Annotated in this window: 18 protein-coding genes and 2 pseudogenes; 14 read left to right on the top strand and 6 right to left on the bottom strand. The window is 71.8% G+C overall.

Features of this window, described 5'->3' with window-relative positions:
* Positions 1 to 26 precede the first annotated feature (26 nt).
* Positions 27 to 1,508 (top strand): ribosome biogenesis GTPase Der, encoded by a 1,482-nt coding sequence (gene der / locus QQM72_RS31675; protein WP_314224271.1) that lies wholly within the window; start codon positions 27 to 29, stop codon positions 1,506 to 1,508.
* A 61-nt stretch (positions 1,509 to 1,569) separates the two neighbouring features.
* On the opposite strand, the gene QQM72_RS31670 is transcribed toward der, so the two are convergent.
* Both QQM72_RS31670 and QQM72_RS31665 read right to left on the bottom strand, forming a co-directional pair.
* Complete coding sequence (locus tag QQM72_RS31670; RefSeq protein WP_314224270.1) at positions 1,570 to 1,971, bottom strand: hypothetical protein; 402 nt, start codon at positions 1,969 to 1,971, stop codon at positions 1,570 to 1,572.
* Positions 1,972 to 2,096: 125 nt separating this feature from the next.
* Complete coding sequence (locus QQM72_RS31665; RefSeq protein WP_314224269.1) at positions 2,097 to 2,879, bottom strand: hypothetical protein; 783 nt, start codon at positions 2,877 to 2,879, stop codon at positions 2,097 to 2,099.
* Between the two features lie 538 nt (positions 2,880 to 3,417).
* Here QQM72_RS31665 and QQM72_RS31660 point away from each other — a divergent pair.
* Together QQM72_RS31660 and QQM72_RS31655 are read left to right on the top strand one after the other, a co-directional pair.
* Positions 3,418 to 4,080 (top strand): LysM peptidoglycan-binding domain-containing protein, encoded by a 663-nt coding sequence (locus tag QQM72_RS31660; RefSeq protein ID WP_314224268.1) that lies wholly within the window; start codon positions 3,418 to 3,420, stop codon positions 4,078 to 4,080.
* Between the two features lie 83 nt (positions 4,081 to 4,163).
* A complete protein-coding gene (locus QQM72_RS31655; protein ID WP_314224267.1) occupies positions 4,164 to 5,204 on the top strand; it encodes a helix-turn-helix transcriptional regulator in 1,041 nt (346 codons plus the stop codon).
* Here the strand turns inward: QQM72_RS31655 and ctaD are convergent.
* A pseudogene (gene ctaD / locus QQM72_RS31650) lies at positions 5,203 to 6,774 on the bottom strand (aa3-type cytochrome oxidase subunit I); the annotation flags it as partial. The gene QQM72_RS31655 and the pseudogene ctaD overlap by 2 nt on opposite strands.
* 363 nt (positions 6,775 to 7,137) lie before the next feature.
* Here ctaD and QQM72_RS31645 point away from each other — a divergent pair.
* Entirely contained in the window at positions 7,138 to 7,353 is a 216-nt protein-coding gene (locus QQM72_RS31645) for an I78 family peptidase inhibitor (RefSeq protein ID WP_314224265.1), read from the top strand.
* 115 nt (positions 7,354 to 7,468) lie between these two features.
* On the opposite strand, the gene QQM72_RS31640 is transcribed toward QQM72_RS31645, so the two are convergent.
* Positions 7,469 to 8,503, bottom strand: a complete 1,035-nt coding sequence (locus QQM72_RS31640; RefSeq protein WP_314224264.1) for a phosphatase PAP2 family protein — start codon at positions 8,501 to 8,503, stop codon at positions 7,469 to 7,471.
* 205 nt (positions 8,504 to 8,708) lie between these two features.
* The gene (locus QQM72_RS31635; RefSeq protein ID WP_314224263.1) at positions 8,709 to 9,908 is read right to left on the bottom strand and encodes a mannosyltransferase family protein; all 1,200 of its coding nucleotides are present in this window, start codon (positions 9,906 to 9,908) and stop codon (positions 8,709 to 8,711) included.
* A 316-nt stretch (positions 9,909 to 10,224) separates the two neighbouring features.
* On the opposite strand from QQM72_RS31635, the gene QQM72_RS31630 reads away from it, so the two are divergent.
* Both QQM72_RS31630 and QQM72_RS31625 read left to right on the top strand, forming a co-directional pair.
* Positions 10,225 to 11,826: an MFS transporter gene (locus tag QQM72_RS31630; protein ID WP_314224262.1), complete on the top strand. Its 1,602-nt coding sequence runs from the start codon at positions 10,225 to 10,227 to the stop codon at positions 11,824 to 11,826.
* 186 nt (positions 11,827 to 12,012) lie between these two features.
* Entirely contained in the window at positions 12,013 to 13,203 is a 1,191-nt protein-coding gene (locus QQM72_RS31625; protein ID WP_314224261.1) for an acyl-CoA dehydrogenase family protein, read from the top strand.
* Between the two features lie 42 nt (positions 13,204 to 13,245).
* Here QQM72_RS31625 and QQM72_RS31620 read toward each other — a convergent pair whose 3' ends face one another.
* Positions 13,246 to 13,683 (bottom strand): cell division protein SepF, encoded by a 438-nt coding sequence (locus QQM72_RS31620; RefSeq protein ID WP_314224260.1) that lies wholly within the window; start codon positions 13,681 to 13,683, stop codon positions 13,246 to 13,248.
* Positions 13,684 to 13,995: 312 nt separating this feature from the next.
* On the opposite strand from QQM72_RS31620, the gene QQM72_RS31615 reads away from it, so the two are divergent.
* From QQM72_RS31615 to QQM72_RS31580, 8 genes and pseudogenes are all read left to right on the top strand, one after another.
* Positions 13,996 to 15,201, top strand: a complete 1,206-nt coding sequence (locus tag QQM72_RS31615) for a DUF5685 family protein (protein WP_314224259.1) — start codon at positions 13,996 to 13,998, stop codon at positions 15,199 to 15,201.
* A gap of 183 nt (positions 15,202 to 15,384) precedes the next feature.
* On the top strand, positions 15,385 to 15,987 hold the full coding sequence (locus tag QQM72_RS31610; protein WP_399079349.1) for an ATP/GTP-binding protein: 603 nt from the start codon (positions 15,385 to 15,387) through the stop codon (positions 15,985 to 15,987).
* Positions 15,988 to 16,414: 427 nt separating this feature from the next.
* Positions 16,415 to 18,199: an FAD/NAD(P)-binding protein gene (locus QQM72_RS31605; protein WP_314224257.1), complete on the top strand. Its 1,785-nt coding sequence runs from the start codon at positions 16,415 to 16,417 to the stop codon at positions 18,197 to 18,199.
* A gap of 43 nt (positions 18,200 to 18,242) precedes the next feature.
* The gene (locus tag QQM72_RS31600) at positions 18,243 to 19,316 is read left to right on the top strand and encodes an LLM class flavin-dependent oxidoreductase (protein WP_314224256.1); all 1,074 of its coding nucleotides are present in this window, start codon (positions 18,243 to 18,245) and stop codon (positions 19,314 to 19,316) included.
* Positions 19,313 to 20,674: an NtaA/DmoA family FMN-dependent monooxygenase gene (locus tag QQM72_RS31595; protein WP_314224255.1), complete on the top strand. Its 1,362-nt coding sequence runs from the start codon at positions 19,313 to 19,315 to the stop codon at positions 20,672 to 20,674. Before QQM72_RS31600 ends, QQM72_RS31595 begins: the two co-directional genes overlap by 4 nt.
* Positions 20,671 to 21,552, top strand: a pseudogene (locus QQM72_RS31590) (DUF1684 domain-containing protein). The gene QQM72_RS31595 and the pseudogene QQM72_RS31590 overlap by 4 nt, the downstream one beginning before the upstream one ends.
* 226 nt (positions 21,553 to 21,778) lie before the next feature.
* On the top strand, positions 21,779 to 22,690 hold the full coding sequence (locus QQM72_RS31585; protein WP_020128192.1) for a S1 family peptidase: 912 nt from the start codon (positions 21,779 to 21,781) through the stop codon (positions 22,688 to 22,690).
* A gap of 228 nt (positions 22,691 to 22,918) precedes the next feature.
* Positions 22,919 to 23,767 carry a slipin family protein gene (locus QQM72_RS31580; protein ID WP_314224254.1) on the top strand — a complete coding sequence of 283 codons (849 nt, stop codon included), beginning with the start codon at positions 22,919 to 22,921 and terminating at the stop codon, positions 23,765 to 23,767.
* Positions 23,768 to 23,772 lie beyond the last annotated feature (5 nt).

Raw genomic sequence — 23,772 nt, 5'->3', positions numbered from 1 at the left:
CGAATGAACGACGAGGTACGGACTTCATGAACGACCACATCCAGCCCGACGGCTCGGAAGCCTTCGAGCACGATCACGGGGCGCTCGGCGACGCCGAGTACGCGGAGTTCATGGAGCTCGCCGCCGTCGAGGGCTTCGACGTCGAGGACGTCGAGGGGGCGATCGAGGCCGCGGGCCACGGGCCGCTGCCCGTGCTCGCCGTCATCGGCCGCCCGAACGTCGGCAAGTCGACCCTGGTGAACCGGATCATCGGCCGCCGCGAGGCCGTCGTCGAGGACAAGCCGGGCGTCACCCGCGACCGCGTCACCTACGAGGCCGAGTGGGCGGGCCGCCGCTTCAAGCTCGTCGACACCGGCGGCTGGGAGCAGGACGTCCTCGGCATCGACGCCTCCGTGGCCGCGCAGGCCGAGTACGCGATCGAGGCCGCCGACGCCGTCGTCTTCGTCGTCGACGCCAAGGTCGGCGCCACCGACACCGACGAGGCGGTCGTACGGCTGCTGCGCAAGGCCGGCAAGCCCGTCGTGCTGGCCGCCAACAAGGTCGACGGCATGAGCGGCGAGGCCGACGCGGCCGCCCTGTGGTCCCTGGGCCTCGGCGAGCCGCACCCGATCTCCGCTCTGCACGGCCGCGGCACCGGCGACATGCTGGACGCCGTCCTGGAGGCGCTGCCGGAGGCCCCCGCGCAGACCTTCGGCACCGCGGTCGGCGGCCCGCGCCGCATCGCGCTCATCGGCCGCCCGAACGTCGGCAAGTCCTCGCTGCTGAACAAGGTGGCGGGCGAGGACCGCGTAGTCGTCAACGAGATCGCGGGCACCACCCGCGACCCGGTCGACGAGCTGATCGAACTCGGCGGTGTGACCTGGAAGTTCGTCGACACGGCGGGCATCCGCAAGCGCGTCCACCTCCAGCAGGGCGCCGACTACTACGCCTCGCTGCGCACCGCGGCCGCCGTCGAGAAGGCCGAGGTGGCGGTCATCCTGGTCGACGCCTCCGAGTCCATCTCGGTCCAGGACCAGCGCATCGTCACCATGGCGGTCGACGCGGGCCGCGCCCTCGTCATCGCGTACAACAAGTGGGACACCCTCGACGAGGAGCGCCGCTACTACCTGGAGCGGGAGATCGAGACCGAGTTCGCCCAGGTCGCCTGGGCGCCCCGGGTGAACGTCTCGGCGCGCACCGGCCGCCACATGGAGAAGCTGGTCCCGGCGATCGAGGCCGCCCTGGCCGGCTGGGAGACCCGCGTCCCGACGGGCCGTCTCAACGCCTTCCTGGGCGAGCTGGTCGCCGCCCACCCGCACCCGGTCCGCGGCGGCAAGCAGCCGCGCATCCTCTTCGGCACCCAGGCCGGGACCAAGCCCCCGCGCTTCGTCCTCTTCGCCTCCGGCTTCATCGAGGCGGGCTACCGGCGCTTCGTCGAGCGCCGTCTGCGCGAGGAGTTCGGCTTCGAGGGCACCCCGATCCACATCTCGGTGCGGGTGCGCGAGAAGCGCGGCTCCAAGAAGAAGTAACGGCACCACGACCGGAGGGCGGCACCCGTGACGGGTGCCGCCCTCCGGTCGTGATCAGTGATCAGAAGGACCTGCGGGGGGCCGGCGGGAGCGCCGCCGGGACGTGGTGCATCGCGGTCGGCGCGGCCTGCTGGCCGAGCTGCCCGACCCGCTGCCACTGGGACTGCTGCCCGACCCGCGCGCTCTGCGCCCCCGCGCTGTAGGCGCTGTAGGAGCTGCTGAACGACCCCGGGCGGGGCGCCGGGTAGGAACCCGTGTGGTGCGGGATGTTCCCGAAGGCGGTGAACCCCAGTTCGTCCTCGCCGATGCGGTCGCCGGGCAGCGAACGGAACGCCTTGACGTACTCGGCGTAGAGCGCGTCGTAGATCGGCGTGGCCGATGGGCCGCCGGACGCGTCCTGAGCCGGTCGCGCGGACGGGATCGACTGGAAGGACGGGCGGCGGGGAACGTCGTAGGTGTGCACGTATGTCCAAACGACGCGGCACGGGAAGAGATGCGGCTCGGCAGGCGGCCTCGGTCGGCGCGGGGCCGCGTCCGTGGACGGCCTTTCGGTCGCCGTACGGCCGCGGTCCCGCCCGGTGGGTGAACTCAGGTGCCGGCGAGCGGAAGTGCCGCTCCGACCAGCTGTCCATTGGCCGCTGCCTTGTCCAGCGCGTCCCGCAGCAGGTCCTCCCGGGGCTGACGCCCGATGGAACCCACCGGCGCCGCGAACATCAGCACCTGCTGGTGCTTGTTGGCGGCGGCCCGCCAGCCCTCCGTCACCTGCAACGGCTGGTGTGCCTGCCACCAGGCGACCGGCTGCCCGCCGTTCACCGAGGGCTGGAGCACCGCGTGCAGCTGGCCCATCGCGAGCAGCACGGACCAGCCGTGCTGCACCGGCGGCACCTCGGTCAGCTCGGACAGCGGCATGAAGCCCTGCTCGATGAGGAGCGGCAGGAAGTCGTCGCCCGCGCCGGTCGTGCCGGGCCGCACGATGGGCGCGGTCGGCTCGACGACCAGGGCCGGGTGCAACTCCCCGGCGATCAGGACGAGTCCGCTGGTGACGCCGAGCACCGCCTGCTCGGGTGCGACCTTGCCGGGGTCCAGGTCGACGGTGTCGCCGTTGATGGAGCGGACCGCGCCCTGGAGCTGCTCCTCGGTGACCTGGACGACCTGCGAGGGCAGGCAGGTGGAGTGGGCGAAGGCGAGAACGGCGGTCTCGTCCCCGATGAACAGGACGGTGCTGGTGCGCTCGTTCGCGGAGTCGCCCGGGGTGCGGCAGGACGTGCAGTCGTAACTGCCCGGGGCGTTGTCTCCGGCGAGCAGCCGGTCGGCTTCTTCGTTGCCGATCTCGGCGCGTACCTCGTCGCTGACGTCGAGCATGCGCGGCACGGGTGACTCCCTCGGATGCGGTGCGTGGGCGAGGCGGGTGGCCCCCGGCTCGTGGTCCGGGTGGGTCCCCGGCTCATGAAGAAGACAACGGGCGATCTGTGGCCAGGGTCACGCTGGAAGGCGAACGGAATCGAACCGACCTGCGCGCACGGTCACGATGCGTGCGGAATCCGCCACTCCATGCCAAGTAACGGAGAGGTCACGGAAGTTGATCCGGTGAGCTGACTCACAGTCCGCGTGGGGCCCTGGTCGACAAATCAGGAAATGAGGGAGCGAAGTAGGTGGCCTGATTTCACCGCTACCTACGGTAACCACCAACTGGCCTGGGACAACAGGAAGTTGGTTGATAACGGACCGTCAGCTGCCTAGATTGCTCCGCCGTGTGCAACGAGCACCGCCCGGGTACGTCCGCCGGCCGCGCAGAGCCAGATATCGCGCAGCATCACCGCCGGCGGACGGGCCGGGCGTGACGACCGCGTCCCTGCGCGGCCGACACGCCCCGGTCAGGGGGAGCCCGAGTCCGTAGAGAGGGATCCACATGTCCGAATGTGCCGATATCCACACCCGCACCTCGTCGCGCAAGACGGCGGTCCTCGCCGGGGCGATCCTGCTCGCCCCCCTCGGACTGCTCTGTGCGACCGGCAACGCCACGGCGGCCGACAGCGGGGTGTGGGACCGCATCGCCCAGTGCGAGAGCGGCGGCAACTGGTCGATCAACACCGGCAACGGCTACTACGGCGGGCTCCAGTTCTCCGCCGGTACCTGGCGCGCGTACGGCGGCACCGCCTATGCGTCGACCGCCGACAAGGCCAGCAAGGCACAGCAGATCTCCGTCGCCACCAAGGTGCAGAACGCCCAGGGGTGGGGCGCGTGGCCGACCTGCTCGGCGCGCGCCGGAGCGTCCGGCAGCGCACCGGGGGCGGGATCGTCCTCGGCCGAGTCGAGCTCCGCCAAGTCCGGCTCCTCGAAGTCCGGCTCCTCGAACTCCTCGCAGCCGGGTTCCTCGAACGCGCCGGAGCGCTCGACGGCCCAGACCTCGCGCGGTACCGGCCGTGGTGACTACACCGTCCGCGAGGGCGACACCCTCAGCACCATCGCGACCAGCCACGGGCTGACCTGGCAGCGGGTCTACGCCGCCAACAAGGCCGTCGTCGGCGGCGACCCCGACCTGATCGTGCCCGGACAGCGCCTCACGCTCTGAGCCGTCCCCCTCCGGGACGCGGTGACCCCATCCGGCGGGACGGCCGGGTGGGGCCCACCCACCTCGTGGGACACACTGGGCGCATGCTGGAGACCTCCGCCCGACTGCTGCGCCTGCTCTCCCTGCTCCAGGCCCACCGCGAGTGGTCCGGCGCCCAACTCGCCGACCGGCTGGGAGTCACCTCGCGCACGGTGCGCCGGGACGTGGACCGGCTGCGCGAACTGGGCTACCCCGTCAACGCCAGCCCCGGCACCGGCGGCGGCTACCAGTTGGGCGCGGGCGCCGAGTTGCCGCCGCTGCTGCTGGACGACGACGAGGCCGTCGCCGTCGCGGTGGGGCTGCGGACGGCCGCCGGGCAGGGCATCGAGGGCATCGGCGAGACCTCCGTACGGGCCCTGGCGAAGCTGGAGCAGGTGCTGCCGCACCGGCTACGGCGCCGGGTGGGCGCCCTGAACGCCTTCACCGTGCCGATGCTGCGCGGCCCGCGGTCCTCCGCCGTGGACCCGGCCGTCCTCACCGAGCTCGCCCATCTCTGCCGGGACGCCGAACGCCTGCGCTTCCACTACCGGGGGCACGACGGCACGGCGAGCCGCCGCACCGTCGAACCGCACCGCCTGGTGTGCACCGAGCGCCGCTGGTACCTGGTCGCCTGGGACCTCGACCGCGCCGACTGGCGCACGTTCCGGGTGGACCGCCTCACGCCGAGGCCGCCGCACGGGCCGCGCTTCGCACCGCGCGAGCCGCCCGCCGAGGACCTCGCCGCGTACGTCTCGCGAGGCGTCTCGACGCGCGCGTACGCCACCCGGGCCACCGTCCGGCTGTTCGTGCCGCTGGCCGAGGCCGCCGAACGGATCTCGCCCTCGGCCGGCACACTGGAGCCCGACGGCGACCGGGCCTGTGTGCTGCGCACCGGGGCCGCGAGCCTCGACGTGATGGTGATCCACGTGATGATGGCGGGCTTCGAGTTCGAGGTGCTGGAGCCCGTGGAGCTGATCGAGGCGATCAGGACGGCCCGTGACCGGCTTGATGGCGCTTTGGCTCGGGCTGCGGGATCTCGGCCGCGTGACTCGGATGGTGCAGGTCGAACGCCGGGGCCTCCGAGCGGACCCTCGGCAGCGTCGTGAAGTTGTGCCGGGGCGGCGGGCAGGACGTCGCCCACTCCAGGGAACGGCCGAAGCCCCAGGGGTCGTCGACCTCCACCTTCGTGCCGTACCTGGCGGTCTTCCAGACGTTGTAGAGGAACGGCAGGGTGGAGAGGCCGAGCAGGAACGAGCCGATCGTCGAGACGGTGTTGAGCGCGGTGAACCCGTCGGCGGCGAGATAGTCGGCGTACCGGCGCGGCATGCCCTCGGCGCCCAGCCAGTGCTGCACCAGGAACGTGGTGTGGAAGCCGACGAACAGCGTCCAGAACTGGATCTTCCCCAGCCGCTCGTCGAGCAGCTTCCCGGTGAACTTCGGCCACCAGAAGAAGAAGCCGCCGAAGACCGCGAAGACCACCGTGCCGAAGACGACGTAGTGGAAGTGGGCGACCACGAAGTACGAGTCGGAGACGTGGAAGTCCATCGGCGGCGACGCCAGGATCACTCCGGTCAGGCCTCCGAACAGGAAGGTCACCAGGAAGCCCGTCGCCCACAGCATCGGGGTCTCGAAGGAGATCGAGCCCTTGATCATGGTCCCGGTCCAGTTGAAGAACTTCACGCCCGTGGGGACGGCGATCAGGAAGCTCATGAGGGAGAAGAACGGCAGCAGCACCGCGCCCGTGACGAACATGTGGTGCGCCCACACCACGACGGACAGGCCGGTGATCGCCATCGTCGCGCCGACCAGCGTGAGGTAGCCGAAGATCGGCTTGCGGCTGAAGACCGGGATGATCTCCGTGATGATCCCGAAGAACGGCAGCGCGATGATGTACACCTCGGGATGTCCGAAGAACCAGAACAGGTGCTGCCACAGCAGCGCCCCGCCGTTGGCCGCCTCGAACACCTGCGAACCGAACCGCCGGTCCGCCTCCAGCACCAGCAGCGCGGCCGCCAGCACCGGGAACGCCATCAGGATCAGGATCGACGTGAAGAGCGTGTTCCAGGTGAAGATCGGCATCCGGAACATCGTCATGCCGGGCGCGCGCATCCCGATGATCGTGGTGATGAAGTTGACCGCGCCGAGGATCGTGCCGAAGCCGGCCAGGGCCAGGCCCATGATCCACAGGTCGGGGCCGATCCCCGGCGAGTACTGCCGGCTGTTCAGCGGCGCGTAGGCGAACCAGCCGAACGCGGCCGGGCCGTCCGGGGTCAGCAGCGAGCCCAGCACGGTCAGCCCGCCGAACAGGAACAGCCAGTACGAGAGCATGTTCAACCGGGGGAAGGCCACGTCCGGGGCGCCGATCTGGAGCGGCATCAGCTCGTTGGCGAAGCCCGCGAAGGACGGGGTCGCGAACAGCAGCAGCATGATCGTGCCGTGCATCGTGAAGAGCTGGTTGAACTGGGTGTTGTCCACGATCTGCAGCCCGGGCCGGGCCAGTTCGGCCCGCATCAGCAGCGCCATGATCCCGCCGACGAGGAAGAAGGCGAAGGACGTGATCAGATAGAGGTGGCCGATCTTCTTGTGGTCGGTGGTGGTCAGCCAGTCGACGACCACACGGCCACGGCCTCGGTGACCGATGTCCCCGGTTCGTGCCGCCACGGTCTGCGTCCCCATCGCTCGCTCGCCCCTTCGTCCGCCCTGTCCCGGGCCCGCCGACGTCCCGGGTGCGTACGGAGGATGTGTGGGGGAGCCGTGTATTTCCTATGAGCGGTCAGCTCCCGCGATTCCGCACGGAATCGTAATGCGGCGGGGTCCTGGGACGGTACCTTGCGAACTTTCCGACGGGTTATCGGAGGCGGTCGGGCGACACGCAGGAATTGCGTTCGAATTCGCGCGGAAGGCGCACGGAACCGCTCGTCCGTGTGAGTGATTTCGACCGAAACGCATGTCGTGGTCCTGTGACAGAAGTGTGACCGGAGTGATCCGTATCGCCGGCCCGGGGTTCCCGGGGCGGGGCTCGCCGCCTAGCGTGGCGGTATGGCACCGAATCCCACTCCGCCAGCGGAGCCCCAGGACAATCCGGACGGATACGTCGGCCTCGAGGCCGCACGGGCCGAGCGGCTCGCGCGCGAACGGGGGTGGTCGACGGTGCGTGAGCTGGCCCCCGGGACGATCATCACCATGGAGTACCGCTTCGGCCGGCTGAACTTCGAGGTGAGCGACGGGCTGGTGGCGCGCGCCTGGAAGGGCTGAGGCGCCCGGAGAGGCCGGGCGCGCACGGCGAAGGCCCCGGTTCCCGTCTTCGGGAACCGGGGCCTTCGGGTGCGGAACCGGGTTGTGCGTACCGGGGTCCCGCTGTTCGGGGAGGTCAGCCGCCTGTCAGCGGTCGGGCCGCGGAGGTCGCGGCACCGCGCGGGAGGCGGTCTGCGTGCGGTGGCCTGCGGCTGCCGACCGGGGTGACCGGGGTGCGCTCCGAGCGGGTCGTGTGCGGGCCCGGCGCCAGATGGACCGGCGCGCGCGGCGGACGTGCCGGTTGCGCCGGCTCGCGGGCCGTGGAGGCCTCCTCCTGGGCCGGCGCGCCCGAGGCGAACGGCACGGGCACGGCGACGGGCGAGGCCGGAGCGGGGGCCGGTGCCGTACCGGCGCGGCGGTCGCGCCAGCGGTCGCGCAGGTCGAAGATCGCGACCTCGGCGCGGGCGATCAGCGGCTCGCACCAGGGCAGCGCCAGCAGGATCAGCAGACCCGCGGCCCAGCCGAGCACCACGTCGCTGAGCCAGTGTGTGCCGAGGTAGACCGTGGCGAGGCCGACGCCGAGCGAGGTCACCGCGGAGAGCGCGGACAGCCAGCGGCGGGCCCTCGGGGTGGAGGCCAGATACGCCAGGATTCCCCAGGTCACGACCGCGTTGGCGGTGTGGCCGCTGGGAAATATATCGCCGCCCAGGCCCATCTCGTTCGAGCCGATGGTGGTCGCGTAGTGCGGTCCGAGCCGGCCCATGCCGAGCTTGGCGGCCCCGACGGTGAGGTTCAGCAGCAGCAGCGAGGCGCCGAGAGTGAGCAGCGGGCGCAGGGTGTGCTGCCGCCACGATCTCCAGCCGAGCCAGGCGGCGACCATCACGGCGGTCGGACCGCGCTGGCCGAGCACCACGTAGTAGTCGACGAACCAGTGGATGCCGGACCACTGCTGGTACGGCCGGAAGAACATGACCAGCCAGTCGAGGCGGACCAGCCACGAGGTGATCACCACGAGCCACACGATCGCCAGATAGAAGGCCAGGGTCGCCAGGAACAGCGCGACCCGGTGCCTGCTCATCTTCGGCACATCGATGTGGGCCGGTCGTTCCGGCTCCCGGTCGAGCCTGGCGAACACCCGGTCCAGACGGGTGAGGTTTTGTTCGGTACGCACCTAAACGACGTTACAGCGAGTGAGCTCGAGACCCGGCCGATTCCGCTGGTTTGTGATGACGATGTGATGTGGGATTGCTCTCAGGAGGGCATTTATTCCTGTGGAATCGCTAATGGTCGAACAGTGTTCCCTTCAATTCCTTTGATCATTCCAGGAGATAGTTTTAGGGAACGTATGAAAGGGTTCACCGAAAAGCCTGATTCTCTTACGGCGGACCGCTCCCGTTCAGCCACCACGCGCCGTACACGGCCGATGCCGCCGTGAGGCACCCCACCAGCAGCGCCGACCTGGACGTCCGCAGCCGGGCCAGGGCCAGGGCGAGCGGCAGCAGCAGCGGGAACGCGGGCAGCAGCAGGCGCGGCTTGGAGCCGAAGTAGCTCGACGCGCACAGGGCGAGCGCGAGGACCACACCCGCGTACACCAGCAGCGGAAGGGGCTGGCGCTGCCGCACGCAGACGACGTACAGCCACAGCAGCAGGGCGACGCCGACGATCAGCCCGAGGCCGGCGAGGGCGGACGGGAACGACGTGAACTTGTCGGCGACGAAGCGCGCGAAGGCGTAACCGCCGTCGAAGCCGTTGCGCCAGCCCGCCTGGACGTCGAAGTAGCCGAGCGGGCCCTTGCCGGTGTGGTGGCCGACCCACAGGACGTAGCCGGCGGCGCCGAGGGGCGCGAGGAGCATGCCGAGGGCGCGTGGCGCGACGCGGGCTGCGGCCGCCCGAGCCGCGCGCCGGGGAGCGGTCCCGGCGGTCGGGGCCTCCTTCCGGTCACGGACGAAGGACGCCACGCCCGCCGCCCACACCGCCGCGACCACCGCGAGTCCCACCGGGCGGGTCAGACCGGCCAGCGACGCGAGCACTCCCGCGGTCACCCACCGGCCGGTGAGCACCGCGTACAGCGACCAGGCGGCCAGTGCGGTGAACAGCGACTCGCTGTACGCCATCGACTGCACGATCCCGACCGGCAGGACGGCCCACACCAGCACCGCGCACACTCCGGCCCGGCGCCCGTACACCTGGTCGGCGACCGCGAACACGCCCCAGGCCGCGGCGAGCGAGGCGAGCAGGGACACGACGAGACCGGCGTCGGCGTACGACAGCGGGGTCACCGCGTGCAGAAGCCTTTCCAGCCAGGGCAGCAGCGGGAAGAACGCGAGGTTGGAGTGGACGTCGCCGTTCGGCAGACGGACCTCGTAGCCGTATCCCAGCTCGGCGACCCTGGTGTACCAGAGGGCGTCCCAGCGGGCGGTCAGCAGGGTGTACGCGCTCTTGTCGCGGGCGGCGCTCCACACGACCAGCGCGAGCAGACCGAGGGCACGCACGGCCGCGTACCCCAGGAGGGCGGGGGCCGCCCGGCGCGGGGTCGCGGAGCCGGGGGGCGTCACGCGCGTCTCGAGATCGGTCACGGGCTCGATTATCGACGGCCGCCCCGGCGACCGGGTCCGCCGGGGCGGCCGGGGCCCCGGGGAGGAGGTGGTCGCAGGCGGCACGGGGAGGGATACGGGAGGTGGCCCGGACATGGCGCGGGAGTGGCGTACGCCACATGGGTTGCCCGTGGGTGGTGAGAGGTCCGCCACGTGGCCCTGGCGCGAACTCGCGTACGCTGCGTTCCACTCGTGTTCGTTTGCGCGGGCCGGAGACACCGCTCCTCTCCGGCCGAGCCGCGGGGAGTCCCCACCCCGTGAGCCCGCCGAACCGGGGGATCACCTGGGAGGTACGTACATGTCCGGGACGACCACGGCCGCCGCTGGGCTGCGCCGTCGGGCGGCCGGGGCCGGTGCCAACCGCTGGGTCGTCCTGGTGGTGCTGTGCGTCAGCCTGCTGCTGGTCGCCGTCGACGCGACCGTGCTGCATGTGGCGGTGCCGGCGGTCACCGAGGACCTGCGGCCCGGCGCCATCGAGCTGCTCTGGATCGTCGACACCTATCCACTGGTCTGCGCCTCGCTGCTGATCCTGTTCGGCACGCTCGGCGACAAGGTGGGCCGCAGACGCGTCCTGCTCCTCGGCTACGCCCTGTTCGGCGTCGCCTCCGCGCTGGCGGCGTTCGCCGGGACCGCGCAGACCCTGATCCTGGCGCGGGCGCTGCTGGGCGTCGGCGGCGCGATGATCATGCCCGCGACGCTGTCGATCCTGCGCCAGGTGTTCCCCGACCGGCGTGAGCGGGCGCTCGCGATCGGCATCTGGAGCGCGGTGGCCGCGGTCGGCGCCGCGGTCGGCCCGCTCCTGGGCGGCTTTCTGCTCGAGCACTTCTGGTGGGGCTCGGTCTTCCTCGTCAACATCCCGCTGATGCTGGTCAGCCTGCCGGTGGGACGGCTGCTGCTGCCCGAGTCGCGGGGCGCGGCGGACGGCCCCTGGGACGTGGTCGGCGCGCTGCTGGCGGCGGCCGGTCTCTTCGGTGTCGTGCTGGGCGTGAAGCGGCTGGGCGGCGGGGAGCTCGGGCTGTTCACCGTCGGCCCGCTGCTGGTGGGCGCGGTGCTGATCGTCCTGTTCGTCCGCCGTCAGCGGCGGCGCCTGCATCCGCTGGTGGATCTGGGGATGTTCCGGCGGCCGGCGTTCAGTACGTCGGTCGGGTGCATCGTGCTGGCGATGCTGGCGCTGGTGGGTCTCGAACTGATCGCGGCACAGTACCTGCAGCTGGTGCTCGGACTGTCTCCGCTGGAGACGGGCCTGCGGCTGCTGCCCCTGACGTTCGCCGCGATGGCGGCCGGGCTGGCCGGGGCACGGCTGCTCCGGCAGTTCGGGCCGCGCCGGATGGTGTGCGGGGGGTTCGTCCTCACGGCGCTGGCCGTGCTGACGCTGACCGCGATGGGCGGGTCGGACAACACGGGGCTGCTGCTGTTCGGGTTCCTGCTGCTGGGCTTCGGTCTGGAGACGACCTTGTTCGCGGCGTACGAGTCGATGCTGAGCGAGGCGCCGCCGGAGCAGGCGGGCGGGGCGGCGGCGATCGGGGAGACGTCGTACCAGCTGGGGGCGGGGATCGGGATCGCCCTGCTGGGAAGCGTGATGAACGCCGCGTACGCGCCCGGACTGAAGTCCGTGCCCGGGGTGCCGGCGTCGGCGTCGGACGCGGCGGGGCATTCGCTGGGCGAGGCGTACGAGGTCGCCGGGCAGTTGGGCGGGCCGGTCGGGGTCGCGCTGCGGCGGGTCGCGCGGGACAGCTTCGTGCACGGGTTGCATGTCACGCTGTCGGTGAGTGCGGGGTTGTTGCTGCTGGGGGCGCTGATGGCGTTGCGGTTGCCGCGGGTCATGCAGTGCGAGGCGCCCGTGGCGGAGGTGGAGCTTCCCGCGCCCCGGGGGGTAGCGGAGTCCCGCGTCTCCGCGTGAGTCTCCCTGCCCACGCACCGCCGGTTTGCCGTCGGTCGAAGGGTGGGCGTCTCCTGTGGGGGCGCATCGCCGTCGGCGGCTTGCGGACTGTGCTGCGCGCGGCGCGTACTGGACGTGCGGGACGGCGCGTCGTAACGTCTCGGGCGATGGTGTAACTAGCGGTGCTAGTTTTTCGGAGGCTCTCTCATGTCCGCGTCCTCGAAGTTGCCCCCCTTCGACCCCGCCGACCCCCTGGGGATCGACGATCTGCTGGAGCCGGAGGATCTCGCGATCCGTGACACCGTGCGGAACTGGGCCGCGGACCGGGTGCTGCCGCGGGTCGCCGAGTGGTACGAGCGCGGGGAGCTGCCGGAGATCCGGGAACTGGCGCGCGAGCTCGGCGCCATCGGGGCGCTCGGGATGTCGCTCAGCGGATACGGGTGCGCCGGGGCCAGCGCCGTGCAGTACGGCCTCGCCTGTCTCGAACTCGAGGCCGCCGACTCCGGCATCCGGTCCCTCGTCTCCGTGCAGGGTTCCCTCGCCATGTACGCCCTGCACCGCTTCGGCAGCGAGGAGCAGAAGCAGACCTGGCTGCCGGGGATGGCCGCGGGCGAGATCATCGGCTGCTTCGGGCTCACCGAACCCGATCACGGCTCCGACCCGGCGGGCATGCGGACGTACGCCAAGCGGGACGGCTCCGACTGGGTGCTCAACGGCCGCAAGATGTGGATCACCAACGGGTCCGTCGCCGGGGTGGCCGTCGTCTGGGCGCAGAGCGACGACGGGATCCGCGGCTTCGTGGTGCCCGCCGGCACTCCGGGGTTCTCGGCGCCCGAGATCAAGCACAAGTGGTCCCTGCGGGCCAGCGTGACCAGCGAGCTCGTGCTCGACGACGTGCGGTTGCCCGCGGACGCCGTCCTGCCGGAGGTCACCGGGCTGCGCGGACCGCTCAGCTGTCTGTCCCACGCGCGCTACGGGATCGTGTGGGGCGCGATGGGGGCGGCGCGCTCCTGCTTCGAGACCGCTGTCGGGTACGCGAAGACCCGCGAGCAGTTCGGGCGGCCCATCGGGGGGTTCCAGCTCACCCAGGCCAAGCTCGCCGACATGGCGGTCGAGCTGCACAAGGGGATTCTGCTCGCCCATCATCTGGGGCGGCGCATGGACGCCGGCCGCCTGCGTCCCGAGCAGGTCAGCTTCGGCAAGCTCAACAACGTACGGGAGGCGATCGAGATCTGCCGGACCGCCCGTACCGTCCTCGGTGCCAACGGGATCTCGCTCGAATACCCCGTCATGCGGCACGCGACCAACCTCGAGTCGGTGCTCACCTACGAGGGCACCGTCGAGATGCACCAGCTCGTGCTGGGCAAGGCGCTCACCGGACTCGACGCCTTCCGCTGACCCGGCCCAGGGGCCGAGGCAGGGCCGGTGAGCGGCCCTGCCTCAGCTCTGGTTGAAGAAACCGTCCGTCCGGTGCGCGGACGGGTCTCCGTTCACGATCTCCGTGTTGGCGGGGCTCAGCAGGAACACCCGGGTGGACACCCGCTCGATCGAACCCCGCAGGCCGAAGATCAGCCCGGCCGCGAAGTCGACGACGCGCTTGGCGTCCCCGGCCTCCATGGCCGTGAGGTTCATGATGACCGGCACGCCCTCGCGGAACAGCTCACCGATCGCCCGGGCGTCCCGGAAGCTGTCCGGGGTGACGGTGCCGATCCGACGGCCCTTCTCCTCGGCCGTGTCCGTCGCCACCTTCACGCGGGGGTCGGTGACCCAGGCGTCCCCGGCGTCGGTCCCCTCGGAATAGTCGTCGTCGTAGTAACGCTCGTCATCGTTGTCGTCGACGAGGCCAAGCCAGGCACTCGCCTTGCGCACCGATCCCATGGACGCCTCCTCTCACAGCGGTCTTTCTGCTTTCCGCATTCCCCATGGTCGTCCATGATGCGGATGTCGCGCCAAGTGGATAGACGCCGCGCGGGGGGTTTGTGACGGTACTGGTGCACAGCGAATACGTCGAGAGCCCGCGTCTCCCAAGGGTCGTACCGCATACGGCTGCTGACTGTGAGTGAAATATGATTCTTCGTGGCGAACGAGTGACGCACGGTGCGTCCGGGTGAACCGGGTGCCCCCGATCCGGCATGACAATCGGTCGATAGCATGCCGCAGCTCAATGTCCCAAGGACGACGGGGGTTGCCGTGTTCGGAATCGTCAGGCCATGCAGTCACCGGCTCGGAGAGGGTCTCAAGACCCAGTGGATGGCGCATCTGTGCGGGCTGTGCCTCGCGCTGCGCGGTGACCACGGGCAGTTCTCGCGGGTCGTCACCAACTACGACGGCCTGCTCATATCGGTTCTGACGGAGGCTCAGGCCGACCGGGTGCCGGCCGACGGATGGCGGCGGACGGCGGGACCGTGCCCGTTGCGCGGGATGCGCACCGCGTCCGTCGCGCAGGGCGAGGGCGCCCGGCTCGCGGCCGCCGTCTCGCTGGTGCTCGCCTCGGCCAAGGTGCGCGACCACGTAGCCGACGGGGACGGGCTGCTGGCGCGCAAGCCCGTCGCCGTCGCCGCGCGCAGGGTCGCCGCGAGCTGGGGCCGGGCCGGGGAACGCGGCGGGGCCGCCGTCGGGTTCGACACCGCCGTCCTGGTCGACGCGGTGGAACGGCAGGGGGGCATCGAGGCGCTCGCCGGGCCGGGCACCCCGCTGTGCGCCGTCACCGAGCCGACCGAGACCGCCACCGCCGCCGCCTTCGCGCACACCGCGGTCCTGGCCGGCCGGCCGGGCAACGCCGCTCCGCTCGCCGAGGCCGGCCGTCTCTTCGGCCGGCTGGCGCATCTGCTGGACGCTGTCGAGGACCGGGAGTCCGACGCGGCGGCCGGCGCCTGGAACCCGCTGACGGCCACCGGGACCCCGCTCACCGAGGCCCGCCGGCTCGCCGACGACGCCCTGCACGGCATCCGGCTCGCGCTGCGCGACATGGAGTTCGTCGACGGCAGGCTCGCGCACCTGCTGCTGGCGCACGAGCTGGAGCGGTCGGTCGACCGGGCGTTCGGGACGCAGTCGTGCGGGCACGCGCACGCGCCGGAGGGCGCCTTCGGCCCGCCGACCGGCCCGTACGCCCCCCGGGGGCCGGTGGACCCCCACGCGCCCGGCAACCCCTACGGCGGCAACCCCTACGGCGGTGAGCCGCCGCGGCCCGGGAGGCGGGGTTTCTGGGCCGGGTGCGCGGTCGCGCTCGGGCTGTGCTGCACCTGCAAGGTCTGCTGTGCCGACGAGTTCGAGGGGCCCTGGTCGCGCAGGAGGCGCGAGGGCTGGTGCAGCGACGGCTGTGACGGCTGCAATTGCTGCGACGGGTGTCAGTGCTGCGAGTGCTGTGAGTGCTGCTCCTGCGACTGCTCCTGCTGACGCGGCGTCACCGATGCCGCCCGTGGCGCCCCGGACGGGGCGCCACGGTGAGCGGCGGGCATCCCTGGAACGTATCTCCGGTCGAGGACGCGGACTTCGTGGGGCCGTCGATCGGGACCGGCGGCCGGCCGTTCGCGTGCCGGCAACCCGCGGAGCCACCGCTCCGGATGCTCGAAAGGATCGATGATCATGCCCGGGCGCTCTGACAGAACCGTTCCGCTCGCCGTGAAGATCGTGGTGAGCGGCGGGCTCGGGGTCGGTAAGACGACCTTCATCGGGGCCGTCTCGGAGATCGACCCGCTCGACACCGAGGCGCCGATCACCCAGGTGTCGGTCGGGGTCGACTCGCTCGAGGGCGTGGAGTCCAAGACCACCACCACCGTCGCGCTCGACTTCGGACGGATCACGCTCGGCCCGGCCATCGCGCTGTACCTGTTCGGCACGCCCGGGCAGGACCGGTTCGCCTTCCTGTGGGACGACCTGGTGGAGGGAGCGCTCGGCACGGTGGTCCTCGCCGACACCCGGCGGATCGAGGAGTGCTTCCCGGCCGTCGACTACTTCGAGGCCCAGGACGCGCCGTTCGTCCTCGCGGTGAATCGCTTCGACGGGGCCGAGCGCTTCGAACTGGACGAGGTGCGCGCGGCGTTGGGGTTGAGTGCCGAGGTGCCCGTGCTGGAGTGCGACGCGCGCGAGCGCGGCTCCGTACGGGACGTGCTGGGGGCGCTGATGGATCGGGTGGTCGGGTTTCGCGCCGCTCCGGGGCGCAGCGCGGTCGGGGCGCGCTGATCGCCGTAGGACAGGCGTGAGATGTGGCGAAAGCGATGCAAAAGGCGCATATCGAGGGGAGAGCGCGGAGGTGAAGGCGGAGCTGGGTGAGGGGAGAACGCGAAGAGGGCGCCCCGGGAACGGGGGCCGCAGTGGGTCAGCTCAACAGGAACAGGACCACACGCGACCGAAGTCGATGTGGGAGCGGGTGACCAGACACTGCTGCGGATGCATGGGCCAAGTGGAACAGGTCTCCGGTTAGGCGTCAACCGACTTGAGACGTACCGCTCACAGTGTGGACGGCCTTGACAGTGAGGGGAAACGCCCACGTACTCTCGCTGCACGGCCCTGCTGAGGGGCTCGGCCGTATCTGCGCCGCGCGGCGCGCCCCATCCGGTGTGTGAAGGCACCTACCCGTGTTCGATCCCAGCTGTCACGGAGCCTTCGCATGTCTTCCGAAACCCTCGACCCCGAAGCGCCCGCCACCCTCGTGATCGTCGGGGCCGGGCCGCGGGGGACCGGCCTCATCGAGCGGATCGCCGCCAACGCCCCCGAGCTGTACGCCGGTTCACGCCTCGACATCCATCTCGTCGACCCGCATCCGCCCGGCGCCGGACGCATCTGGCGGGCCGCCCAGTCGCCGCTGCTGTGGATGAACTCGCACGCCGAGGACGTCACCATGTTCACCGACGAGTCGGTGGAGATGGCCGGGCCGGTGCGGCCCGGCCCGACGCTGCACGAGTGGGCCGGCATCGACGGGCGCACCTTCGCCGACCGGCAGCTCCAGGGCTCCTATCTGCGCTGGGTGCACGAGCAGGCGGTCGCCGCCCTGCCTCCCGGGATCACCGTCCACCACCATCCGGGGCGCGCTCTGCGGGTGAGCGGCCCCCGTTCGGGACGCCAGCAGGTGTGGCTGGAAGGCCGGGACCAGCCCCTGTCCGCCGATCTCGTCGTCCTCGCTCTCGGCCATCTGGACGCCGAACTCGACCAGGAACAAAGTGAGTTGGCGGCCTACGCGGCGGAGCACGGGCTCGTCCATCTGCCGCCGGACTTCACGGCCGACAGCGACCTCTGCGCGCTGCCGGCCGGCGAACCCGTGCTGGTGCGTGGATTCGGGCTCGCCTTCGCCGACCTGATGGTGCTGCTCACCGAGGGACGCGGCGGGCGGTACGAGGGGGACACCTATGTGCCCTCGGGGCGGGAACCGGTGCTGTACGTCGGCTCGCGGCGCGGTGTGCCGTACCACTCGAAGATCGGCTACGACTGGACCGGTGAACGGCCCCCGTTGCCCCGGTTCCTGGGGCCCGCCGAGATCGACGGGCTGCTCGCGCGGCCCGGGGGCTTCGACTTCCGGCGGGACGTCTGGCCGCTGGTGGAGAAGGAGCTGGGCTTCGCCCACTACCACCGGCTGTTCACGGTCCACGCCGAGCGGACCGCCATCGCCTGGACCGACTTCGAGGAGAAGTACGAGGCCGCGTCCGAGGGCGCCGAGCGGGAGGCCCTGGTGGCGTCCGCCGTGCCCGACCCCCGGGACCGGCTCGACCTGGCCGCCCTCGACCGGCCGTTGGACGGGGTGACGTACGGGTCCTTCGCGGAGTTCCAGGAAGGGCTGCGCGGCTATGTGGAGGACGACCTGAGCCGCCGTCACGACGCCGCGCACAGCACCGACCTGGCCGTGTTCCTGGGACTGCTGTCCGTCTACGGACAGCTGGTCCGGCTCGGCGGCATCGGCTCCGGGTGGCACGGGTTCTTCAGCCACCTCGCCTCCGGGCCGCCGGGCCCCCGGCTGAGACAGCTGCTCGCGCTGTCCCGGGCCGGGGTGCTGAAGTTCGTCGGCGCCGACATGGCCGTCCACGCGCGGGACGGGGTGTTCCGGGCGTCGAGCGCCACGGTGCCGGGCTTCTCGGTCGAGGCGCGGGCGCTGGTGGAGGCCCGGCTGCCGGAGCCGACGCTCCGGCGTGCCCTCGACCCGCTGCTGCGGGAGCTGCACGCCGACGGCGCGGGCGAGACCCCGGACGGGCTGCTGCGGGTGGACCGTGCCGACGGGCGGGTCCTGGACCGGGCCGGCCTGCCGCACCCACGGCGCTTCGCGCTCGGACCGCACACCGACGGCCGTACGCCGGGCGCGTTCACCCGGCCGCGCACCGGCGGCCCAGCGTTCCGGCAGAACGACGCCACCGCCCGGGCCGCCCTGGTGTTCCTGCGGGATCTGGGCGCCGATGCCGTCGGGTGAACCGCTCCACTTCGAAGCGTCACGGAAGAAAGGGTTCTCTCCCATGACCTCATCGCACGGCAGGGGCCTGCTGCACCTGGCGGCCGCCGTCGACCAGCCGGGGGTGTACGACGCCGGCCCCTACGTCGAACTGGCGCGGCTCGCCGAGCGGGGCGGACTCGACTTCGTGACGCTGGACGACTCCTTCGCCCGGCCCGGACCCGACGCGTCGGCCGTGCTGTCCCGGGTGGCGCCCGCCACGCACCGCGTCGGACTGGTGCCCACCCTCACCACCACCCACACCGAGCCCTTCCGCATCCAGGCCACCATCGCCACGCTCGACCGGGTCAGCCGGGGCCGGGCCGGCTGGCGGATCGACGTCTCCACCACGGAGGGGGAGGCCCGGCTCTTCGGCCGCCGGCACACCGCGCCGCTGGACGCGCTGTGGCACGAGGCCGGTGAAGTGGCCGACGTGGCGGCGAAGTTGTGGGACAGCTGGGAGGACGGCGCCGCGGTACGCGATGCGCCGACCGGCCGTTTCGTCGACCGCGACAAGCTGCACCACGTCGACTTCACCGGCGAGGCCTTCTCGGTGCGCGGCCCCGCCCTGGCGCCCAGACCTCCGCAGGGACACCCGGTGCGCGTGGTCGACGCCACCGAGGGACCCGCCCGGTCCACCGCGGCGCGCCACGCCGACGTGGCCCTCGTGCGCGCGGCGAGCCCCGCGCAGGCCCGCACCGTCCGCGACCGGCTGCGGGCCGACGCGGCCGCAGCGGGGCGCGACCCGAACACGCTGCTCGTCCTGGTGAGTCTGCTGATCGACCTCGGGGACGGCGAGCACGCCGCCGAACCCGGCCACGGCGGAGGCGGCCCCCGGCAGACCGCGCAGGGCCCGCTCTACCGGGGCGGCCCCGTCGACCTCGCCGACCTGATCGCCTCCTGGCACGAGGAGGGCACCGCAGACGGCTTCCACCTCACCCCCGTCGAACCGCGCCGCGATCTGGAACGGCTGGTCAACGGCACGGTGGCGCTGCTCCAGCACCGTGGTCTGTTCCGCACCTTCTACCCGGGCAGCACGCTCCGCGAGCACCTGGGGCTGGCCCGGCCCGCCAACCAGTACGCGGGGGGAGCGGCATGAGCGGACACCACCCCCGGGGCCCGAGGCCGCTCGGCAGGCACTGCCACCTGGCCGCGTACTTCCCCGGCGCCGACACCACCACCGTCTGGACCGGCCCCGACGCGAGGTCGCCGATCGACTTCTCCTCCTTCGAGCACCTCGCCCGGACCGCCGAACGCGGTCTGTTCGACTTCTTCCTCCTCGCCGAGGGGCCGCGACCGCGCGAACACATGGGCCGTATCCCTGACCTGGACGCGGCCGGCCGCCCCGAGCCGCTCACCGTCCTCAACGCGCTCGCCGCCGTGACCGGGCGCCTGGGGCTGGCCGCCACGGCCGACGCCACGTTCAACGAGCCGTTCGAACTCGCCCGCAGACTGGCCACCCTGGACCATCTCAGCGGCGGCCGGGCGGCCTGGCACGTGGTGATCTCCTCGGACGCCCGCACCGGCGAGGACTTCCGCCGAGGGCACTACCTGGAGCGCGCCGACCGGTATCCGCGGGCCGCCGAGTTCGTCGCCACCGCGAGAAGGCTGTGGGACTCCTGGACACCGGACGAGGCGCCCCGGCCGTTCGCGCACCGGGGCCGGCACTTCGACATCGCCGGGGAGTTCACCGTGCCGCGCTCACCGCAGGGACACCCGGTGGTGATCCGGACGGGGGGCTCGGCGCAGGGCCGGGAGTTCGCGGCCGCCACCGCGGACGTCGTCCTCGCGCCGCCCGGCACGCTGGAGGCCGGGCGCGCCTTCTACACCGACGTCAAGGAACGGCTGGCCAAGTACGGCCGTACCGCCGACGATCTGAAGATCATGCCCGGCGTCACCGTCGTCCTCGGGGACACCGCCGCCGAGGCACAGGAGCGGGCCGCCACGATCAGACGCCGGCTGGTCTCCCCGCAGGGCGCCCTCCTCACCCTGGAGCGGCTCTGGGGCGTCGACCTGTCGGCCTACGACCCCGACGGACCGCTGCCCGAGTTCGACCCGGTGGCCGACCCACGGCTCACGGGGGGCCGCGCCCGGCACGGCGACGCCGTCGCGACGGCCGGGAGGCTGCGCGCGCTGTCGAGGGAGAAGGGGCTGTCCATCCGGCAGACCGTGATCGAGACGAGCGCCCGGCAGTCCTTCGTCGGCACGCCCGAGGCGGTCGCCGCCGAACTGGCGGAGTTCGTGCGCGAGGACGCCGCCGACGGCTTCGTCCTCGTACCGCAGCTCACGCCCGGCGGGCTCGACGAGTTCGTCGACCGGGTGGTGCCGCTGCTGCAGGAGCGCGGCGCCTTCCGGACGGAATACGAGGGAGACACCCTGCGCTCGCACCTCGGACTGCCCGGCCCGTCGGGGACGGGCGAACGGGCGAACCGCATGACGACAGGACAGATCGCATGACGACAAGGCCGACCCCCGTGACGGCGAACGCGGCAGACGCCGCGGCAGACACCGCAGGCGCCGCGACGGACGCGGCGGACGCCTGGCGGCAGCGACACGAGCGCCGCCTGGAGACGGTCTGGGCGCCCTACGGCCCGCTCGCGCTCACCGGCACCCTCCCCAGTGCCTGAGAAAACGGCCTGGGGACCCCCAGCTCGCGGACTTTCCGGACGGTCGACTTCCGGACACCCCGGGGACCTGGGTGGCCGATGAGGATGCCGTGGTGCTCACCGCGACCGGCTCCGACGGGCTGACCACGGACGGGAAGCCGTTCGGCGGGGAGGCACGGCTCGGCGCCGGCACCGGACCGACGGACCCGGCCGGCCCGGGTCGCGCTCGGGGACCGGCGGCTGGTCGTGCTGGTCCGTGAAGGGGTCTGGGGAGCACGCGACTTCGCCCCGGACTCCGCGGCCCGGCACCGGTTCCCGGGCATCGACGCGACGTCCCGCGACACGCGCCGGGCGGTGCCCGCACGCTTCACCCCGTGCGACGAGGACCGTACCGTCCGGGTGCCGAACGCCGACGGGCGTGAGCGCGGTCTCGGGCTCGGCGGGGAACCGGCGTTCGTCCTGGCCGGGCAGCGGCCCGCCCTCCGGGTGAGCGTGCGGGGCGACGGTTCGCTGTGGGCCGTGTCCGCCGACGCCGCCAGCGGGGTGACCAGCTACCGGTTCCGGTTCCCGCACTCCGGCGCACCCGACGCGGACGGACGCACGACGGTCGACTTCCACCGGGCCGTACTGCCTCCGTGCGCCTGTGCGGATGCTTTCCTCCGCCCCTCCCCGCCGCCGGGGAACACATATGACGTGGCGGTCGAGGCAGGAGAGCGCAACCTGGTCTGAGCTGGGACAAGAGGCTGCAAGAGGGCTCAACTCACGCAGTTCGTTGAAGGTCTGACGGCCGAAAGGCGCCCTTGCGCCGACCGGCCGTTCGGCCGAATACTCCCCCTCAGCGCTTGTCAGGGTCACGGCGTGTCCGAAATCCGGACGAACGTCGGTCCCTGGCTGCGCCTCACGGGCCCCGACCCCACACCACGGGCCCCCGACTTCCCCTGGGAGGGAACGAAACGTGAGGATCAAGCGCACCACCCCCACCACCCCCACGAGCGGCATCTCGAGACGGACCCGGCTGACCGCCGTGGCCACCGGACTCGTGGCCGCCGCCGCCATCGCCATCCCCCACGCGAGCGCGGCCGACACCGCCACCTTCAGTACCGCCGAACTGAAGAGCGCCGGCGACTCGGTGCTCCAGGCGGACATCCCGGGCACCGCCTGGGCGGTCGACAGCAAGACCAACCGTCTCCTGGTCACCGTCGACAGCACGGTCTCGGACGCCGAGATCGCGCAGATCAAGGAGCAGGCGGGCGACAACGCCGGCGCGCTCACGATCAAGCACACCCCGGGCAAGTTCAACAAGCTGATCGGCGGCGGCGACGCCATCTACGGCGGCGGCTACCGCTGCTCGCTCGGCTTCAACGTCGTCAGCGGGAGCACCTACTACTTCCTGACCGCCGGGCACTGCGGCGAGGTCGCCTCGACCTGGTACTCCAACTCCGGTCAGACCACCGTGCTGGGCACGAACTCCGGCTACAGCTTCCCGACCAACGACTACGCGCTGGTCCGCTACACCAACACCTCGGTCGCCAAGGCGGGCACCGCGGGCAACACCGACATCACCAGCGCCGGCAACGCCACCGTGGGCCAGTCGGTCATCCGGGACGGCTCCACGACCGGTATCCACACCGGCCGGGTGACCGCCCTCAACGCCACGGTCAACTACGGCAGCGGCGACGTGGTCTACCAGATGATCCAGACCAACGTCTGCGCCGAGGGCGGTGACTCCGGCGGAGCCCTCTACACCTCCGGCGGTGTCGCGCTCGGTCTGACCTCCGGTGGCAGCGGCAACTGCACCTCGGGCGGTACGACCTTCTTCCAGCCCGTGACCGAGGCACTGAGCCGCTACGGCGTCAGCGTCTTCTAGTCCTCACGCGAGAGTCCTGACGCGGGAGTCCTGACGCGGGAGCCCTGACGAGGGAGTCCTCACCCGGGAGTCCTCGCGCGGGACCGCTTCACCCGGCCTGTGGCCGATCGCAGGCGAGCCCCCGTACGCAACCGGCGTACGGGGGCTCGCCCTTGCCGGGGGGCGGGGCTACCGTCGTGGTACAGGCAGTGATGCGCGGGCAGTGCTGTGGACCCCTGGGGGCCGGCAATGGTCGAGGAGCTGATGGTGGCGGGCGTCGCGCTGGTGTCCGCCGGAGCGGTGTACGTGGCGGCGGCCGCGCGGGTCGTCAAGCAGTACGAGCGGGGCGTGGTCCTCCGGCTCGGGAAACTCCGGCCCGAGGTGCGCGGCCCCGGACTCACCCTGATCCTTCCGGGCGTCGACCGGCTCCGGAAGGTCAACATGCAGATCGTCACGATGCCGGTGCCCGGGCAGGAGGGCATCACCAGGGACAACGTCACCGTGCGCGTGGACGCCGTCGTCTACTTCAAGGTGACCTCGCCGGCCGAGGCGGTCATACGGGTGGAGGACTACCGGTTCGCCGTCTCGCAGATGGCGCAGACCTCCCTGCGGTCCATCATCGGCAAGAGCGACCTGGACGACCTGCTGTCCGACCGCGAAAAGCTCAACCAGGGGCTGGAGTTGATGATCGACAGCCCGGCCGTGGAGTGGGGCGTCACCATCGACCGGGTGGAGATCAAGGACGTGTCCCTGCCCGAGACGATGAAGCGCTCGATGGCCCGGCAGGCCGAGGCCGACCGTGAGCGGCGGGCGCGGATCATCAACGCCGACGCCGAGCTCCAGGCGTCGAAGAAGCTCGCCGAGGCGGCGAAGGAGATGTCCGAGCAGCCCGCCGCGCTCCAGCTGCGGCTGCTCCAGACGGTGGTGGCGGTCGCCGCCGAGAAGAACTCCACGCTGGTGCTGCCGTTCCCGGTGGAGTTGCTGAGGTTCCTGGAGCGGGCCCAGCAGCAGCAACCGCTTCCCCCGACGTCCTCCACACCCCCGACGACATCCACACCTTCGCCGCCAGTGGCGGAGTCGGGTTCCGGCCAGGACTAGACCTC

The sequence above is a fragment of the Streptomyces zaehneri genome, assembly GCF_032248645.1.
GTDB classification, from domain to species: Bacteria; Actinomycetota; Actinomycetes; order Streptomycetales; family Streptomycetaceae; genus Streptomyces; species Streptomyces coriariae.
The sequence above is the reverse complement of the archived record's forward strand: the minus strand, read 5'-3'. Positions and strand labels throughout refer to the sequence as shown.